Source organism: Vibrio sp. PID23_8 (genome assembly GCF_003584965.1).
Taxonomy (GTDB): domain Bacteria; phylum Pseudomonadota; class Gammaproteobacteria; order Enterobacterales; family Vibrionaceae; genus Vibrio.
In genome coordinates this window covers 446,345-463,944 of sequence record NZ_LIXE01000003.1, presented here as the reverse complement: position 1 = coordinate 463,944, position 17,600 = coordinate 446,345, and the positions used below count along the sequence as shown (strand labels likewise).

General features: G+C 44.1%; 13 protein-coding genes and 1 pseudogene. 9 read left to right on the top strand and 5 right to left on the bottom strand.

Going from position 1 to position 17,600, the window contains the following annotated elements; all coding sequences use genetic code 11:
* Positions 1-24: 24 nt before the first annotated feature.
* A pseudogene (locus AK966_RS08730) lies at positions 25-558 on the top strand (DDE-type integrase/transposase/recombinase); the annotation flags it as partial.
* A gap of 84 nt (positions 559-642) precedes the next feature.
* Positions 643-1,491: a hypothetical protein gene (locus tag AK966_RS08725; RefSeq protein ID WP_119463961.1), complete on the top strand. Its 849-nt coding sequence runs from the start codon at positions 643-645 to the stop codon at positions 1,489-1,491.
* Between the two features lie 87 nt (positions 1,492-1,578).
* On the opposite strand, the gene AK966_RS08720 is transcribed toward AK966_RS08725, so the two are convergent.
* Positions 1,579-1,827, bottom strand: coding sequence for a hypothetical protein (locus AK966_RS08720; protein ID WP_119463960.1), 249 nt, complete (start codon positions 1,825-1,827; stop codon positions 1,579-1,581).
* Between the two features lie 354 nt (positions 1,828-2,181).
* On the opposite strand from AK966_RS08720, the gene pcp reads away from it, so the two are divergent.
* The 5 genes from pcp (at position 2,182) to AK966_RS08695 (ending at position 7,278) form a co-directional block, all read left to right on the top strand.
* Complete coding sequence (gene pcp, locus AK966_RS08715; protein WP_119463959.1) at positions 2,182-2,820, top strand: pyroglutamyl-peptidase I; 639 nt, start codon at positions 2,182-2,184, stop codon at positions 2,818-2,820.
* 54 nt (positions 2,821-2,874) lie between these two features.
* Complete coding sequence (locus AK966_RS08710; protein ID WP_099080678.1) at positions 2,875-3,084, top strand: hypothetical protein; 210 nt, start codon at positions 2,875-2,877, stop codon at positions 3,082-3,084.
* A gap of 63 nt (positions 3,085-3,147) precedes the next feature.
* Positions 3,148-4,131 carry a GTP-binding protein gene (locus AK966_RS08705; protein WP_099080679.1) on the top strand — a complete coding sequence of 328 codons (984 nt, stop codon included), beginning with the start codon at positions 3,148-3,150 and terminating at the stop codon, positions 4,129-4,131.
* A gap of 231 nt (positions 4,132-4,362) precedes the next feature.
* A complete protein-coding gene (locus tag AK966_RS08700) occupies positions 4,363-5,655 on the top strand; it encodes a DEAD/DEAH box helicase (protein ID WP_099080680.1) in 1,293 nt (430 codons plus the stop codon).
* A gap of 183 nt (positions 5,656-5,838) precedes the next feature.
* Positions 5,839-7,278: an alpha/beta hydrolase domain-containing protein gene (locus AK966_RS08695; protein ID WP_119463958.1), complete on the top strand. Its 1,440-nt coding sequence runs from the start codon at positions 5,839-5,841 to the stop codon at positions 7,276-7,278.
* 169 nt (positions 7,279-7,447) lie between these two features.
* On the opposite strand, the gene AK966_RS08690 is transcribed toward AK966_RS08695, so the two are convergent.
* The 4 genes from AK966_RS08690 to AK966_RS08675 form a co-directional block, all read right to left on the bottom strand.
* Positions 7,448-10,420 (bottom strand): DUF6701 domain-containing protein, encoded by a 2,973-nt coding sequence (locus AK966_RS08690; protein WP_119463957.1) that lies wholly within the window; start codon positions 10,418-10,420, stop codon positions 7,448-7,450.
* Between the two features lie 305 nt (positions 10,421-10,725).
* The gene (locus AK966_RS08685) at positions 10,726-11,565 is read right to left on the bottom strand and encodes an arginase (protein WP_099080683.1); all 840 of its coding nucleotides are present in this window, start codon (positions 11,563-11,565) and stop codon (positions 10,726-10,728) included.
* A 6-nt stretch (positions 11,566-11,571) separates the two neighbouring features.
* Positions 11,572-12,306, bottom strand: coding sequence for an IclR family transcriptional regulator (locus AK966_RS08680; protein ID WP_099080684.1), 735 nt, complete (start codon positions 12,304-12,306; stop codon positions 11,572-11,574).
* A 267-nt stretch (positions 12,307-12,573) separates the two neighbouring features.
* Positions 12,574-14,028 (bottom strand): ATP-binding cassette domain-containing protein, encoded by a 1,455-nt coding sequence (locus AK966_RS08675; RefSeq protein WP_119463956.1) that lies wholly within the window; start codon positions 14,026-14,028, stop codon positions 12,574-12,576.
* Positions 14,029-14,459: 431 nt separating this feature from the next.
* On the opposite strand from AK966_RS08675, the gene AK966_RS08670 reads away from it, so the two are divergent.
* Both AK966_RS08670 and AK966_RS08665 read left to right on the top strand, forming a co-directional pair.
* Positions 14,460-15,983, top strand: coding sequence for an alginate export family protein (locus AK966_RS08670; RefSeq protein ID WP_220473349.1), 1,524 nt, complete (start codon positions 14,460-14,462; stop codon positions 15,981-15,983).
* A complete protein-coding gene (locus AK966_RS08665; protein ID WP_099080686.1) occupies positions 15,964-17,292 on the top strand; it encodes a serine hydrolase in 1,329 nt (442 codons plus the stop codon). Before AK966_RS08670 ends, AK966_RS08665 begins: the two co-directional genes overlap by 20 nt.
* Positions 17,293-17,600 lie beyond the last annotated feature (308 nt).

Sequence of the window (17,600 nt, the reverse complement as noted above, 5' to 3'; positions counted from 1 at the left end):
CAAGTTTTCCAACCCACTACCGGTCGACCGATTTCGGTTACAGCACCGAATGAGAGCTGGGTGGCTGATGTGACGTATATTTGGACGGGAAATCGTTGGATGTATTTAGCAGTTGTTATCGACCTTTTTGCCCGAAAATTGGTTGGTCAATGCCTTTATCACCAGATACTCGACTAACAAGCAAAGCCCTTTTGATGGCGTATGAGGCTTGTGGTAAGCCTAAAGGCGTCATGTTCCATAGCGATCAATACAGTCACTATACCAACCGTAAAAACCGTCAATTACTGTGGCGTTTCAAATAAAACAGAGTTTATCTCGCAGAGAAAATTGTTGGGGTAATGATAATGCACCGATGGAGCGTTTCTTTAGAAGTCTGAAAACAGGATGGGTGCCAACAGTGGGTTATCGTAGTTTCGTTGAGGCTCAACAAGATACATTATTGGATATTACAGCCAACTCAGGCTACATAAGTATAACGGTGGTCTAACTGCCAATGAATCAGAACGATTATATTGGGAAAATTCTAAAACTGTGGTCAATTTTAGTTTACCACTATAATTAGGAAATCCACGCATAAAACATGCCTGCTCGCATGGGGCGCAAGGCATTTTTATACAATTAGTCGAATTAAGGACAGTAACGATGAATCGAGTCATGTTTATTATTGGTGTTATGTCCAGTTTGATCTCATGCAAAGTATTAGCAGAAGAGATAAAACTGACTGGTAACACTGTTGAGGCGGCATCAATAAATAACCTTAAGTTCAAAGTCGATGCTTTTGTCGTAGAAAAAAATGATAAAGGCGTAGTCACCTCAATGAATCAGGGGAAGTTTGAATTTGATAGAGGTTATGATGATGGCTTCATTGGTCCTGCGGGTATATTCCAGACTGACAGTATTGTCACGTGCTCTCAACCGTTGGTAAAAATTACGTCTCTTGCGGATTTCAACAAGTTTCCTGATGATCTCGACCCTTTTCCTATCTATGGTATTACGACGTATAACAGTCAACCTTTGCAAGACATAAAGGATGGGATAACTCGCGCAGGTTTTCGTCTCTACAAAGGTAAGTCTGTCATGGATTTTTCAGGCTTAGTTAAGTTAACTGCTGAGAGTAATTCAGCGGTACTGTCCGCAATAGAGACTCAGTTTGGTCAGCCGTCGTTTGTACTGAAACGTGATAATGGATGGCGAGTGCTCTATCTAGGCGATAACGTAAACGCACAAGCACTACAATTGGCATACGAGAACGCTTTAAATCCAGAGAAAAAGGCGAATTATCTTAATATGACACCATCGACGGTGTTGTATGGCGTGATGCTTGATGCCTCATTCAATAGTGATCTCACACTTAATATTGAGGGGGACGTCTTGGAGTTTTTCGTTAATCAGGGTGACGGTTTTATGGTGTTTACTAAGTACGAGGATACAGGAACGTTTATCCAACGTTTTAACGCGGAACTGGAAAAATGTGATTCTAAAGCCGATTAATAGGCTGTTTGTAATGGATTTACTGTTGTAAAGGTAGGGTATAACCACCAAGCTCAAATAGATGATTGAGCTTGGTGGTTGGATTGATTAATGTTTTTTGTTCACACCGTTACGAATGATATCTTTACCGTTGTCGTAAACGTGTTGGGAAATCCAGCGACCAAGTAGAAGTTGATGTTTGTCGCCTAGTACCGCAACAAATGGTCGGCCATCGGTATTGCTGGTAGCAAGAGCAACGCCAGTTACGCCGTCAAGGCCTAGTGCGCCGCTCTCTATCAAATGAAGAAACGCTTCTAGCTCTTCTAGGGTTTCGATAATGTGGTTATCAATGTTCATTGTATTCCATCTCTTCGGATTGTAGATACATAATGGTCGCGTACTCTAACGAAGTTATTAAGATAAACCAATACCTCTCCCTCAATAACCTTATCACGCAAACAATTTTATACTCAACTCACTCTTTTAGGGCAAGTATCTCGATGTTACTTGGGCATAACCTTGCGGATAAATAACGCTAAATGATTTATGTACTTTGTGCACCATCGTAAAGATGATGCTCTCAGAACACATGCAATTGGTTAACGTTATTGCGTATTGTATTGGTATGATGCGGTTTATGGCTGTGCCAAATAAGGCAATTGTGACCTTTAAGGTTTTTGTTATATTCCCCTTTGCGTTTTGAGAATAATGATGAAAAAAATACTAATTACGGGTTTTGAGCCTTTTGGTGGTGAGTCAATTAACCCTGCACTAGAAGCAGTGAATAAACTGGCGAACGCAAAGATTGATGGTGGCGAGATCGTTGTGTGTGAAGTCCCGGTAACACGTTATGAATCTTTAGATACCATCATTACTGCAATTGAGATACACCAACCAGACTATGTGATTACCATCGGCCAAGCCGCAGGTCGTGCTGGCATCACACCTGAGCGTGTTGCAATCAACGTGGATGATTTCCGAATTCCGGATAACGGCGGAAACCAACCCATTGATGAACCCGTCGTCATGGATGGACCTGATGCTTATTTCTCGACGTTGCCAATAAAAGCAATCACGCGAACGTTGCAAGAGCAAGGGATCCCGTGTCAGGTATCAAACACAGCAGGTACGTTTGTTTGTAACCACGTTTTTTACGGCATTCAGCATTACTTACGTGATAAAAATATTGGCCATGGCTTTGTGCATATCCCATTGTTGCCCGAACAAGATACGACGGGAAATCAGCCAACTATGTCTTTAGATGTGATTGTTGAAGGTTTGCGTTTGGTTGCTCAGGCTACGTTAGAGAATGAAAAAGACCTTGCCATCATGGCAGGACAAATTTGCTAATCATTGCTTGCCATAACATAAGATTACACCGAGTGAGAGCTCGGTGTTTTTGCTTTGGCTATTGCTAGCCTGAAATATGAAGATACGCTTGGGCTGTTTCCTATTCTCATTGCCATCGTGGCGTTTTTTACCTGTGTGATTCACACCAGTGTGTGTTTGTCTGGTGTTAAAAGTGTGGATGCATTGGGTTACTATGAGCAATATCAACAAACGAAAGCAAGTGCTCTACGAAAAGGCTTAGATCCTGGTAAGAAAAAGCGTTGAAGCAAACGACATTCTCCGTATACTTCCGCAGAGTATTAATGCGCAAGCGTGTCGGAGAAAAGCATGTCAAATCGAGTTCCTACCAACATACTGACGGGATTTCTAGGCGTTGGTAAAACGACCACTATTCTCAATTTACTGAAAAATAAACCAGAGAATGAAAATTGGGCGGTATTGGTCAACGAGTTTGGTGAAATCGGTATTGATGGTGCCTTGATGACAGACCAAGGTGCGTTGATCAAAGAAGTGCCAGGAGGCTGTATGTGTTGCACTGCAGGTGTGCCGATGTCAGTTGGTATTACTGCATTGCTACGTCAAAAACCAGATCGCCTGCTTATTGAACCAACAGGTTTAGGTCACCCAAAACAGGTGGTTGCAACACTGACTTCAGAACAATACCTTCCTTATGTTGATCTAAAAGCTACGATCGCGCTGGTGGACCCACGCAACTTGAGTAATGAAAAGTACTTATCAAACCAAAATTTTGTTGATCAGCTAGACAGTTCCGATGTGGTGATCGGCAGTAAAGTTGACTTGTGTTCTAGTCATGATATTGACGTGTTTAACGATTGGATCATCGAACAATCTCCGGCAAAAGTGTTCAGCAAATTGATTCACGATGGTGACTTGCCAATAGAAGTGTTGGATATTGAACGTGTGCAAGGTAGTGCGTCTTCGCATATTGAATCCCATCATCATGAACATGCAGAGCAAGAACCACAGTTCCAGTTGCCGCCGGGTAAAGCGTTCATCCGTAAGGAAAATAAAGGCCAAGGTTACTTTAGTTGTGGTTGGTTGGTTGGTGCGGAGTACCAATTCGATTTTGACCAACTGTTCTTAATGCTTTCTGATTTGACTGCTGAACGTGTCAAAGCGGTGGTTAATACAGACCAAGGCTGCTATGCATTCAACGTTGCCAATGGGGTAGTATCAGTGAATCAGATTAGCCTTGAAGGTTTTGAATCTCGATTAGAGGTCATTGACTCACAACTTATGCCTTGGGAACAATTAGAAGGTATCTTGTTAAAGCTGTGCGGTATCAAATAGCCGAAGCCCCGAGTCACTGCTCGGGATTTAGTCCGGCATCTCATGCTCTCTAAACGTGATGAATGACGAGGGGAGAGCGCTTAATAGAGAGACTTTGGTGTTGCTCTCTTGTCGTCCCAATAGTTTTTGCGCTAACAGATGAAAAAGTGAGATAAATCACTTAAATTCAGTTATAGTGCACGGCTAAAATTTTTAACGCTATTTAAGTGGTTTGTTTAAGGAATACGCTCAATGTCATTTTCATCTCAAGGTTTTGCGCCAGAAGTGGTTAAAGCACTGGCAGAATGCGGTTATGAGAAGTTAACGCCAATTCAACAGAAGGCGATTCCAATGGCTCGCAAAGGCCATGATATCTTCGCTACCGCACAAACAGGTACAGGTAAAACCGCAGCCTTTTCTTTACCAATGATCCAACAATTGTTGGATAGTGGTCGTAGTGCTTCTCGCAAAACCGCGCGTGCACTTATCTTGGCACCAACTCGTGAACTAGCGGAACAAATCGCTGACAATATTAAGGCGTACACCCAATACACCAATCTCTCTGTCGCGGCTATCTTTGGTGGTCGTAAGATGTCTTCTCAGGTTACCGCATTAGAAAATGGCGTTGATATTTTGGTAGCAACACCTGGACGTTTGGAAGAACACATTGAACAGGGTAACGTGTCAGTTGCTCAGCTAGAATTCCTAGTTTTTGATGAAGCAGACCGTATTTTGGATATGGGTTTCATCCACGCTGTTCGTAAGATCATGCTAGATGTGGATACAGATCCACAAATCATGATGTTCTCTGCAACAACCTCTAGCCAACTTAACCTTTTGGCAAAAGATATTCTGCGTAAGCCAAAGCGTATCGAAGTAGAGCGTGCAAACACCACTGCACACACGGTTGCACACGTTCTTTACCCAGTGGATCAAGAGCGTAAAACCGAATTACTTTCTGAACTGATTGGGCGTAAAAACTGGCAACAAGTGTTGGTTTTTGTGAACTACAAAGAAACGGCGAACGACGTAGTAAAAGAGCTTAAGCTGGATGGAATCAAGGCAGTAGTGTGCCATGGTGACCGCGCGCAAAGTGCTCGTCGTCGTGCGCTAGAAGAATTTAAAACAGGCAAAGTACGCGTGATGGTGGCAACAGATGTTGCTGCTCGTGGTCTGGATATTGAAAGCTTACCTCACGTAGTAAACTACGACATGCCATTCCTAGCGGAAGATTACGTTCACCGCATTGGGCGTACTGGTCGTGCTGGCAAACAAGGTCATGCGGTCTCTTTCGTTAACCGAGAAGAAGAGCTAACGGTAGTTCAGGTTGAAAACCTGATCCAACAGCGTATTCGTCGCATTGAGCTTGCAGGCTATGAGCCTAAACAGCGTGAGTCATACATTGACAAGTTGAATTCAAAACCTGCGTTTAAGAATCGCCAAGGCCGCCGCAATAATCCAAACCAGTCGGCGACAGACCAAGGCTCAGCAGAGCGTCGTTTAGCGATGGTGAAACGACTTAAAGCACGTCGCGACGTTAAATAAAGTTTATTTACAATGCCCCTCAAGTTGAGGGGCATTTTTTTTTGGTTGTGAATCGTTCAGGTTGCAGTTTAGTGATGCCATCAGGGTAGGCCGTCAGCGTATTGCGCCAACCAATGACTCAACTAGACTGTTAGTGATAACTATGTCATTAACAAAGAGCGTTCTCAGTATAGGAGTGCCGCTATGAAACGATCAACCCTCATGAAATACGCAGTGTGTCTGTGTTATGCACTCACTTTTTCAGTTTACGCAAATTCGCCATTTTCAAATATTGATATTAATGAGACCAATTTGGTCGATAAGCCTTATTTCCAAATTAGTGCTGATTTTTCGTCTGACTTTGTTCGTCCCGATGGCTCTCAAGGTTACTTTACGGTTCCTATTACAGCGTTAGTGCCTAGGGGAAAGTGTAATAACACGGCCATAATCGATGTCGTTAATAGCGTACTATTTGAATTCCCTATTACTCCCCTTGGCTATACACCACTTAACTTTGCTCAATTGTTCCTAGGGGAAGACATAATCTCTGGTAGAAGCACTGGCCAGAGTTTTACTTATTTCGGTATCCAGTGGAATAAAAATGTTATTGACCATATTTCAAACGGTTATATGGAGCGAAGCACAGATGGATATATCGTCTTGCAAGCGTTTTCTGAAGCGATTCGCAAAGGAAAACTTACCAAGCACCTTCCCTCAATACGTGCTTGTAAAATCCATCAGACCATCGGCTTTGGTTGGTCTCAAACTGGGAAATTACTTGCGGATATGTTAACCATGGAGCTCAATGGCAAACCGTCGGATCCTATCTTTGATGGCCTGTTTTTGGGCGTTGCCGGAGGCATTTGTCGATCACTTCAAGACGCCGACTTTCCTTGGCTTTACCGAGATTGTACGGAACCACCGAAGAAGCATGTCCCGACTGTAGCATTTAACACTCAAAGTGAGATTGAACTCTCTTTAGGCCGCGGGGCATTAAGGCAGCCTTCCGAGTCCCTTACTATTTATGATTATGCTGGTCTCGCTCACATTGACGCCAATTTTTTACCATTTGATATTTTATTTGGTGGTTTAGGGCTTGATTTTAAGCAAAACCCTATTTCTGTCGTTCCTGCTGTCAGAGCGTCATTTTGGAACCTGTATTTACAGGTTAAACATGGGGTGACACCAGCCAAGAGCCGACTTATGCACTCATCTCCTGTGCACGCTGCACCAGTGTCATTTTTGGATTTAAGAAATGATGCTACGGCGATGAGTTGGAGCGGTGGGGATATCTATACAGCGGATGAAAATGGTGATGGAAGCGCAGACAGAGGTATTCGTTTACCTCATATGTCCACGACCTTCGAACAGAGTTTATTGACTAGTGTGGGAGGGCCGCTAGGAAAGTATGGAGGAATCGATTTCACCTATGCGGGAGGTGGCGGAATATTCTTTGCTAATGGAGGGACGTTTGAGCCATTTTCATCTGAAGAACTTGCCCAGCGCTACCCTAGCAAAGAGGATTATGTGAACAAGGTTCGCAGTGCCGTAATCTATTTAGTTCTCAATCGATATCTTTTAGCTGAGGATGGCGTACAACTCGTGGAAGAGGCTGAGTCACTATCTATGTCACATTGGGACTGAGGCGGTTTTCATAAAATATCTACGCCTCTTACAAATGAGAGGCGTATTCCTAACGCTACTTCTGACGGTCATTGATTGCCGTGAAAAGCATTCGCTTTATCTGGTAAGCCGACAACAAAGTGTGGACTAGCCATGCCATCTCTGCAGCGTTGGTTACAGGGGCTCTAGTTTAGCGGGTCATACCTATAAAGTTCGGTTCACCTCGATAGATAATTCGGTCATTGCCTCGGTGAATGCCAAACGTGACAACGGTCGGCGGGTTATCTTCCTCAATGCTGTTTTTATCCCAGTTATATTTGAGCCAAGGTAAATTGTTCCCAGCGATGCTTAAATCAAGATGGAAACGAACTTGCTCCCGTGCAGAATCAATTTGATTGGCGACAATGCCATAAGTTCGGCCTGCTAGCATAGTGCCACTGCCGGTGAGAAGGGTGTTGTCCGCTGAGGAGTTTGACCAAATTGGTGTACGGGTATAATGCTCACCATTGACCGTTGTCGCATTATCATTGAAGTGAGTAACAAACCGACCATTTTTCCAAACCTCAACGTCAAGCGGTACACGGATCGTCATCCCTTGGTTACCACCAACATCTTTAAAATTGAGTCGACCAAAGCGCACATCAGGTTGTTTATCGAACACGTGTTGACCATCAAAAAAATGGATCGTATCAACGACATTAGTCTCGTCGTACGTTAAACCAATTTTACTTACAGACACGTTATTCGCATGGTTAAACGGGCCATCTGGATATTGCCCATCGGTTTCGTCTTTCTCCCAACAAGGGCTATTCAAGCATGTTGCGCTCGATGCGGCTTTGGCAACGGTAAACGTTCCAATGCTTGCGTTACCGACCTTATTCCATTCCCCTTGAGTTGAACGAGGTGGGATAAAGCGGTCGCTATAACTGCTTAACTCTCCCAAGTTAAAGTGCTCACGTAAATGAGGTGTAAAATGAATGTAATTGAGGATATTTTGATTTTTTGCGTTCAGAGCCACGACGTCATAAGAGATCTTTTCTAATAGTTGATTCATATAGACAAAATCTTGATTGGTAGGGTAGGTCCAGTGGACATTGTGTGCCTTAAAGTATTTCGCATAAAAACGACCAATATCGCGGTAACCCTCGTTAACGGTCAATCCCAAATATTGACCACTTAGATTTGTTTTAACACGCAAGCTACCGACTTCTTCCCAATAGAGTTGGGAAAAAGTGTACGCGTTGTCAGTAGTATCAGTGTGTGATTTTACCAACCCATGCGTGCTTTTTAGCAATCTACTCTGACCCGCAGCGGTCTGAATGGGTGTTTCCTGTTGGCTAGAAAGCACAATGCTCGCAGCAGGCGCATCCTCCAGCATAAAGTTACGGGTGACCTCTGCATTGCAGTAGCGGTGAGTGTCGACAGGGCCTGCCAGTGAGCCTCCGGATTGCCAGATAATCGGTTTAACGGTGACAGAAAACTCTTCGCCAGCCGCAATAAAGCCCTCTCCGGAATCCGCAGTGCCAGAGGTAAGGGGATGCGAGCCATCACAAATCGCTAAAGTCCATGGGCGTGATTTCACATCAAACGTACCGCTGACCTTTACCGTACCTTCTTCTGGACACTCTTGATAGCCTTCACAAGCAAAAGTGTCGGACAATTTGACGTTGAATAAACCGGATTCATTCGTAATCAGGCCATGACTTGATACGCCATCAGTAAAATCCGCGGAGTATGCGAAATGACCGTTCTGCCCCTTGGCTGGTTTGATGACTTTGTTGGTCACTGTTGGCACGCCATCATAGTTTGTCGCGATTATTTGCTCTCCGGTTGCTGAGCAAGCTAAAAGACGCGTATTGACGATTTGTGATTTACCTGCCACGACGATTATCTCATCACCCGATGCGCCAGAGTCTTTTGAATAGGCCTCAAACATGAACGGTTTAAACATGAACCTGACCGTTTGGGTTTTCTCAAGATCATCCGCCATGGTGAAGGTTAGGGTGTAGTTCTCCCCAAGTTCCAGTTGATCAATATTATTTGGAATGACTTCCAGTAATAATGCCCCCTCGCTAGTTGAAAGGTAGCTGTCGCCATCTCGTTCCCCCTCTATCATTTTTAGCGTAAATAGACGAGGGTGAGAGAGGGCTGCGGTTATTTTCGCACGAGCGGGTTCCCCGTTGTTGTTGGTTGCAACGGCAAATTGTGGCAGAGTGTCCCCGCACATTAATGCCATGTCGTCTGTTGGAGTGACCACTAAATCAAAGTCATCGTCAGTGGGTAGTTTAATTTCACACACGGGTCCCTCTATCTCTGGGCAGGTACTAGAAGCGTATGAGCAACTTGGGTCGTTAATACCACAATAACGTGTGATGGCACTATCAATGCTATAGGCATTTATATCCCCACACACAACGCCACTACCGTTGACGGCACTTGCCGTTTGAAATACGTCAATAGCCTTATTATTCGCATATACGAAACTCGAGTCTAACTTTACACTGGCACCATCTGAGTCAATAAAACCAAAGACTTCCGTATTTTGGAGTTCAACATCTTGCTTGGTTGCGATTTCGCCTACAATTAAGTTGGAAGCAGACTTTGTATATAAGGAACCACCTTCAGATTCAGCTCTGCCACAAACAGCGGTGTTCTCAAGCGTAATATGTTGTTTAGCGTAAATGGGCCCATTTACCACATTATATTGACCGCTGGTGTCAATTTGCATGCCTTTAGATGTAACAGCCCCATCGATGAGTGTATTCTGTAAAGAAATCGAATAGGCAGCTAGTACATCGCCGTAAACAATAGAGTATTCATCGGCTTTGTTTGAAAAAATGACCGGGTCGAACTGTGAATCAAGACTGATAGGAATATCAGCAGAGCCAATAACATTTTTTCCATGCAAGTTCATACCGTGCGAGGATCTTAATAGTGACTTGTTATCTGCTGAGTTGATGACAATGTCACCTGATTTTAGGGTAATCGCAGCGGTACATAAGTAGACTTTGTCATAGAGAGCATTTTCAGGCGGGTCAACACGCATAGGGTAAGGGCAAAACTCGACGCTATCCCCAGCATTGATCGTTGCCAAATCATAAACTGTCGCATGAGCGACAATCGAAAAAAGAGCGAAAAACGCAGTAAGAGTGTATTTACACATCCTCAACAGTCCTAAATCTGATGAAACGTAATGGCATCAAGCAAAGGTGAGTAAAACACTCGAAATATGAAACAGTGGGGGTGGGGCTATCTTGCTAGCTCATCTATTGAAAAAACATTTTATTTACAGAACGTTAAACTATTTGATTTTTTAGGGTATTAGAGCTCAAACGAGATCTGAGCTCAATAGTTGTTGATGGATCTGCGTCGCATTTATGGTCTATTTATCTGGCTGGAAGTCGTTCTAAAGTATGTATTTTTGGAGTCGGCACGGAGTGTGCCGACTTTTGCTCAATTTAGAAAGTGTTAAGCGGCATGATCAATCAGCGGCGCCATTTGGTACAGCTCTTCCAAAATCGCCTTGGTTTGCTTTGAGTACACAAGGTGCTCACTATCTCCAACGAGCTGAATCGTTTTTACCTTCCCGGATACTAAGCAGAGACGAATAGTTCTAAGCATCATTTGCAAGTCGAGAGCAGGGGCTCCATCTAGGTTACTTTTGACCAGTAACGAGGCAAGATCGATGGTAATGATTGCACTGTCACAGTGATCAAGGTAGTTGGCTATCTGCTGCTTTAAATGATTGCGGTGACGAAAAGTAAACTCACGATCGGTTACCCAGTCACATCCTTGATCTTCTGCATATTCCAACGTTGACTGCTTGGTGTGTTGTGTACTGACGCCTGCGAAAAACAGGCGAACATTTTGATATCGTGATAGGGCAAAGTGATAAGCAGAACCAAGGCAAGGCTCAAGCGTTGGCTTAAGGTTCATTTTATGCCCGATATTGATGATGCCAATCTCATCTTGGTCAGATACCACAATCGGTAGCATAGAGAGAATAGCTTCGGTACAGTTGGACAATATGACAGGGATGGAATGGCGCGAGAGTGAAAGACTCAGCGCTTCTTGGAAGTATCCTTGCTCGATCTGCTTATGGGAAAAGTGGCCTAGGTTAGCCGCGCAATTTTGATCATGCTGTTGGTATAGCCAGTCACTGGCATTTTCTAGGCTCTGGTCCGCTAATTCAAACGCGTTATTAGTCATCGGTGTTATGCGTTCACATACCGTCATAAATGAAAAAGGGTAGTGGTGAATCTGTTTTTTTTCTCGATGAAGTTTGTAGCGTTTGAAAAAGCTCAACATGATGAATTACCTTTCTGGTGGCAACGCCCTTGCTGCCTGCAACACATGTAAAATAATACGTTGTTTGTCTTTTTCGACTCGGTGAGCCGGGGCCATCACTGAGACCGCTCCAATCAATTTACTTCCTTTCATGACTGGTGCGCTGATGCCTGAAACCCCCGGGTCGATTTCTGATGTACTAACCGCGTATCCGTTTTTTCTTATGATGTTGAGCTCCTGCTCCCAATCGCTGAGGCGATGATCTTGGCCAAAATGGCGTAAAATTTTCTCACAACGGCTTTGAGGCATGAAAGCCAACATCACTTTAGATGAGGCACCACGAAGCAATGGTTGACTTTGTCCTTGGACATAGCTGCATCGAAGCGCCTGCATACTCTCTTTTTGTCTGACACAAAGTGCACGATAACCTGATGGCACCATATAGGCTGCCATTTCACCGGTCTGCTGAACTAATCGAGCCAAAATGGTTTCGACCATATCTAGGCCATGTTGCGCAGTTTCGTAGCTGTGCATCAATAGTAAAGCCGCCGGGCCGACGACAAAGGTTTTATCGTGTACGCTTTCCTCTATCAGGTTCCACTCTTTTAGTAGTTTTAAGTGCCGATAAAGACTACTAAGAGGCACGTTCAGTTGTTCACTGAGCGTTTTTGCTGAGACTGGGAATGAGCTAACCGCAACTTGCATTAGCAACTGCAGCGCCTTTTCATTTACCTGATTAGCGTTGGCTTTGTTTATCGTCATGAGAGTGTTGTAACGTGATAATGAGTATGCAACAACTATAATTCTTAGTTGCTGAGAAAAGGAAAATAATTAAATCAGGATATTCTCATAAAATGAGAAAGTGGGAAATGAAAACGAATCCCTAGAAACGAACCGCACTCGTTTGCTTAATCAGAGGTGTTATCGTGCGGTTAGTCTAGGTAGCAAACGGTTGAAAATGAGAAAAACAAGAAACGAATCAAGCGATCTCATTGTTTGATTCGATATCTGGCGTCAGCCATGTTCAGTTTATTGGGATGTAATGTAGCCTTTATAAGCCCCTGTATCCTTGTCATATTTAAACTCTAAAAAGTTACGAATACTAGATAACGCATCTTCTTGATAGTGAGAAACATAGAGGAGCTGACTCAGGTTTTCTTTCGCGATCAACTCCAGTGTATTTTTCACTAAAATACGGCCTAAGTAATCTAAACCTTGGTATGGCTCATCCAGAATCAGTAGGGTAGGTTGCTTGACGATTGCACGAGCGATTAAAAGTAGGCGTTGTTGCCCATATTCCAATTGTTTAAATGGCGTTTTGTCGTATTGAGTCATATGTAAAATCGCTAGCCATTCTTTAGCTATATTGATCTCTTTCTTACTCGGTTTCGAGTACAAGCCGATTGAGTCATAGAAACCAGAAAGAATGACTTCTAGCGCAGTGCAATTTACTCGATATTGTAAATGCAAAACAGAAGAGACCATGCCGATGTGTTGCTTTATCTCCCAAATGCTTTCACCGCTGCCACGCTTTTTACCAAAAATGTGAATGTTGTTGCTGTAGCACTGCGGGTGATCACCAAATATTAGACCCAGTAAGGTACTCTTTCCGCAGCCATTTGGTCCTTTTACTTGCCAGTGTTTGCCTTTGTCGATACGCCAGTTGAGATCGGTAAAAATGGTTTTATCGATATACTCGACTTTGCCGTTCTCCAGTTTGAATAGTGGGTTATCAAAATGCGTTGAGTGCTGGTGGTGACGGATCAGGCTTATCATCTCTTCACTCTGTTTTTCAGACTGAGATTTAATTTGAGCAATAATTGGGTGCTTATCCCAACTTGCTTTGTCCATCGTGCTGTCGAGTTTGCCGTTGTTGAATAGCGCAATGCGATCTATCCAAACAGGCATGTCTGTTTCTCGAGAGAAGGTGATCAGCATCTGCACTGATTTGGACAGAGATTCTAGGTAGGCAGCCAATGAAGCACGGTGCGCGATATCTAAACCAGCAAAGGGATTGTCTAATAGTACGAGGTTGGGTTTGGTGGCGAGTGCCCTTGCCAGCATTAATCGTCGTGTTTCACCTGTTGATAGCACGCGAAATCCACTTGACTTAAGGTGTACAAGGTCAAGTTCATCGAGCAGTTGGAGAGCCAATGCCTCATCCTGACAGACATCAAAAACGAGCTGGTATACGCTGCTACCTTGGTCAATTCTATCTAAAAAATCAGAGTCATCTTTTTCAATTTCTTGTTCGAGCAAGCGTTGCTGCTCTGATAACGAAACCTGTGCTACACGGAAACCCTTGATAGCGAGTACGCCAGATTCGGGTTTGATTTCGCCACAGATTAAATCACCGAGTAAAGAGCCGATGTCTCCCTCTGAGCTGAATATGCCCCAAGAGTGTCCAGTGTCGATGAGCCAGGATTCGATCGAGAGCGCAGAGGCACTCCCTTTTGCTGCAAGTTGCTGAAAATGAATAGGCATTGTGTATCTTCCATGATTTATATACGCCTAGTTATAACAATGATTACCAAACAACTTCAACTAACAAGGGCATTCTTGGGCTTTGTCGGAATGTGCGTCACAACGCGTCAATAAGAAAAAGCCATAAAGTTATCACGGACGCTTTTTAAGCGTAATTAAGGTAGGGCGAAATGCGCTGATGTAAGGCTAACTGATAAGCTATAACTTTGCCTTATAAATCATTCTTGTGCTATTACTTGAGATGTAAGATAAAAAAGGGATGTAAACCGACTTCTCATACTCGCTAGATATGATACTGAGAGGTAAGGGCTAATGGAAGAAAGGACATGATAGTTTTCGTATGAGCCATTTATAGAATTTAGTCAACCGCTTCAGGTCATAGGTATATCGTTTTTCACTTAATTCAAATTATTGTTTTGTAAGGAAAATGAATGCACTGGATGCTCAATAATCAATACCCCTATAGCGCAAGTTTCTGGCGTAATCCCTCTGTATTTCGTAAGAGCAAAATAGTATGTCAGCCACTTTTATTCTTTGTGATGGCGACAGAAATACTACTCAGTCCGCCTGCGATAGCAACGGAATCGACAGTGTCAGATCCCATGTTGTTTGTTGACACTAAACAGTTGACTGTTCGTGGGCACTTTCAATTTGGTGTGAACGCAGTGGCTGAGCGTAACCTCTTTTGGGACCTTGCAGAGTTGGCAACTGGAAACACGGAATACAATGCAAACGAAAAATGGTTAGAAGTTTATACTGAGCCCGGCATCAGTTTTGAGCGACGTTTCGCATCAGAATCCGCTTGGTTCGGAAAGATCTCGGCAGTCGGGTCTTATACCGCAGGAACGGACGCGTTCGATGCAAGCAACACAGGTAAAGTCACTCCAGAGGAGCTCTACCTCGGTTATCGGACCAACTTTTCTAGTGATTGGAATTTAGAGGTTTCGCTTGGGCCTAGAATACTCAAACTTGGGACGGGAATGTTGATAGCCAATGGTGGCTCCGATGGTTTTGAGCGTGGCGCATTGAAGTTCGGTCCGCGAGAAGCATGGGAAAAAGCCGCTATTGCAAAGTTGACCGGAAGAGGCATCACAACAACGGCCTTCTACATGGCTCCAAATGAACTACCTTCCAATGACACTAAAAACTTACTCAATGGGTTAGACTTGCGTTGGGATGGAGAACAAGGTGAGTATGCTGGACTTAGCTATATTCATGTTCTTAAATCTGACGCGGCTTATCCCAAGGCTGCACCAGGCGGCAACGGAGCTCCCATAATTATTCCTAACGCGCGCGCTAAACTGAACGCGCTTAATTTCTATGGGAAAATGGATGGTTTCGACGGTGCGTTGAGCAACTTAAGTTTAGCGCTAGACCTCGCCTATGAGTGGAACGACCGCATTGACCTTCGTGCTTGGGGGGGGCGTATCAAGTCCGAATACACGTTATCGGACGACTCGTGGCAACCTACTTTAGGCTACTCTTATCAGATCTTCTCGGGTGATGACCCAAACACCACTCGTATTGAACGCTTCGACCCACTTTATTACGATGGCTCACCAAGCACTTGGGCTACAGGTTCAAAGTCCGCAATGGTGTTTATCAACTCGAACGTAATGTCACATAACCTGAGCTTTAGAATCATGCCAACAATGCGAGATACTGTTACATTGCGTTATGCACATGTACGTGCGGCTGTACTTCGAAGTCCGTTACAGTTTGGACAAGCCACCAGGTTAGATTTTTCTGATGGGCTATCAACCGTGGTATCTGGCGTTACAAATGCGCACCTATCGGATGATTTTTTTATTGAATACAATCGTATTGTTACCCCTAACATTTATCTAACCGCAGGATTAAGCATCTCAATTCCTGGTGAGGGCATAAAAAGTGCCGCAGGAGGATATGCCCCAAATTGGAAAGGAGGATTCATTAATGTCGTCTTCAACTACTAAAGCTGCGACCACCCTCGCAGCATTGGCCGCTACTTTTTCCCCATTCATCTCAGCGAGTGGGGAGGGGGCGCCTGTTCTGAGCGCTAGCGAATCCAACCCTGTCAAGCTTGGTTGGATGCAGGGATTTCCAGTCCCTGATGATAAGCTCATTATGCAGCCAGAGTCAGACTTTTTCAGTTTTCCAAAGATGCGCTGGACTGTTTGTCATATTCGTGAATTGATGCCGACGAAAGAAGTCAGTCGCGGAATAGGCGCGCCGGTTCCAATGACCTATGCTCTGGATAGCGCTATCGATGAGGTGAAGTTCAAACCATTAGGTAGCGAAAAAACAATGAGTTGGAAAGATTCGTTATCGGCTAATTATACTGATGGTATGCTCATTCTTCACAAGGGTAAGATTGTATACGAGACCTATTCTGGCTGTCTTAACGATATGGGAAAGCACGCCGCGATGTCGATGACCAAGTCCCTCACTGGTCTGCTTGCTGAAATTCTTGTTGTCGAAGGAAAATTGGATCCTAATGCGAAAGTCGAGACGATTGTCCCAGACCTCAAAGGGAGTGCGTTTGCTAGTGCCACGGTAAGGCAAGTCATGGATATGACTACTTCGCTCAAGTACAGTGAGGACTATGCTGATCCAAACGCAGATATCTGGGTTTATTCAAAGGCTGCGAGCCCGTTGCCAAAAGCAAAAGATTATGATGGCCCTAACGGTTACTTTGAGTATCTGAAAACGGTTAAAAAGGACACTATTAGTCATGGTGAGGCTTTCGGCTACAAAACCGTTAATTCGGACACTTTAGGTTGGATCATATCCAAAGTCACTGGAAAGGATATGGCGACCTTACTGTCAGAGCGGATCTGGTTAAAAATGGGTGCAGAGCAAGATGGGTACATGACGGTGGATGCCAAGGGTGTTCCTTTCGCGGGTGGTGGTCTTAGTGCTGGTCTACGTGACCTAGGACGAATTGGTCTATTGATGTTGAACGGTGGAGAAATCAATGGCCAACAGCTGTTCCCCAAAAAGGTGGTAACAAACATACAGGCCGGTGGAGATAAAAAAGCGTTTGCAAAGGCTGGGTACAAAACACTTGAAGGCGGCAGTTATCGCAGTATGTGGTGGGTTATGCACAACGAGCATGGTGCTTTCGCTGCTCGTGGTGTTCATGGGCAGACAATATACGTCGATCCGACCGCTGAAATGGTTATTGTACGATTCTCATCTTTTCCTTCGGCCGCAAACTCAAAGATAGATCCAACGTCATTGCCAGCGTATCAAGCTGTTGCTAGTTATCTTATGAAGAAGTAACTCAGTGATTTTTTAAGTCGCTCAGAAATGAAAAAGCCCGCCGACTCATTAGCGGGCTTTTTTACATCGCAAACGACAGGGACAAATTATCGGTACATTTGTCGCAGTAAGGGCTTATGTTTGTCTGATGGGCAACTTATTCTTTGCTTCCTAACTTACTTAAGTAAACACGGCGGAGAATCATTTAAATATCGGGAACTGGCGCATATGGCAGACAGGGTCACAATGCGATACGGATTAAGCGAGCTTTTGCTTTGATAAGATAAGAGTCAATGAAGCCATCATGGACTCTTATATTGATTTTAGAG

Coding starts and splice junctions, on each gene's coding strand:
- AK966_RS08690 (WP_119463957.1), bottom strand. CDS start 10,420: ATGTGTAAATACACTCTTACTGCGTTTTTCGCTCTTTTTTCGATTGTC.
- AK966_RS08725 (WP_119463961.1), top strand. CDS start 643: ATGAATCGAGTCATGTTTATTATTGGTGTTATGTCCAGTTTGATCTCA.
- AK966_RS08695 (WP_119463958.1), top strand. CDS start 5,839: ATGAAACGATCAACCCTCATGAAATACGCAGTGTGTCTGTGTTATGCA.
- pcp (WP_119463959.1), top strand. CDS start 2,182: ATGAAAAAAATACTAATTACGGGTTTTGAGCCTTTTGGTGGTGAGTCA.
- AK966_RS08720 (WP_119463960.1), bottom strand. CDS start 1,827: ATGAACATTGATAACCACATTATCGAAACCCTAGAAGAGCTAGAAGCG.
- AK966_RS08665 (WP_099080686.1), top strand. CDS start 15,964: ATGTCGTCTTCAACTACTAAAGCTGCGACCACCCTCGCAGCATTGGCC.
- AK966_RS08675 (WP_119463956.1), bottom strand. CDS start 14,028: ATGCCTATTCATTTTCAGCAACTTGCAGCAAAAGGGAGTGCCTCTGCG.
- AK966_RS08705 (WP_099080679.1), top strand. CDS start 3,148: ATGTCAAATCGAGTTCCTACCAACATACTGACGGGATTTCTAGGCGTT.
- AK966_RS08670 (WP_220473349.1), top strand. CDS start 14,460: ATGCACTGGATGCTCAATAATCAATACCCCTATAGCGCAAGTTTCTGG.
- AK966_RS08685 (WP_099080683.1), bottom strand. CDS start 11,565: ATGTTGAGCTTTTTCAAACGCTACAAACTTCATCGAGAAAAAAAACAG.
- AK966_RS08700 (WP_099080680.1), top strand. CDS start 4,363: ATGTCATTTTCATCTCAAGGTTTTGCGCCAGAAGTGGTTAAAGCACTG.
- AK966_RS08680 (WP_099080684.1), bottom strand. CDS start 12,306: ATGACGATAAACAAAGCCAACGCTAATCAGGTAAATGAAAAGGCGCTG.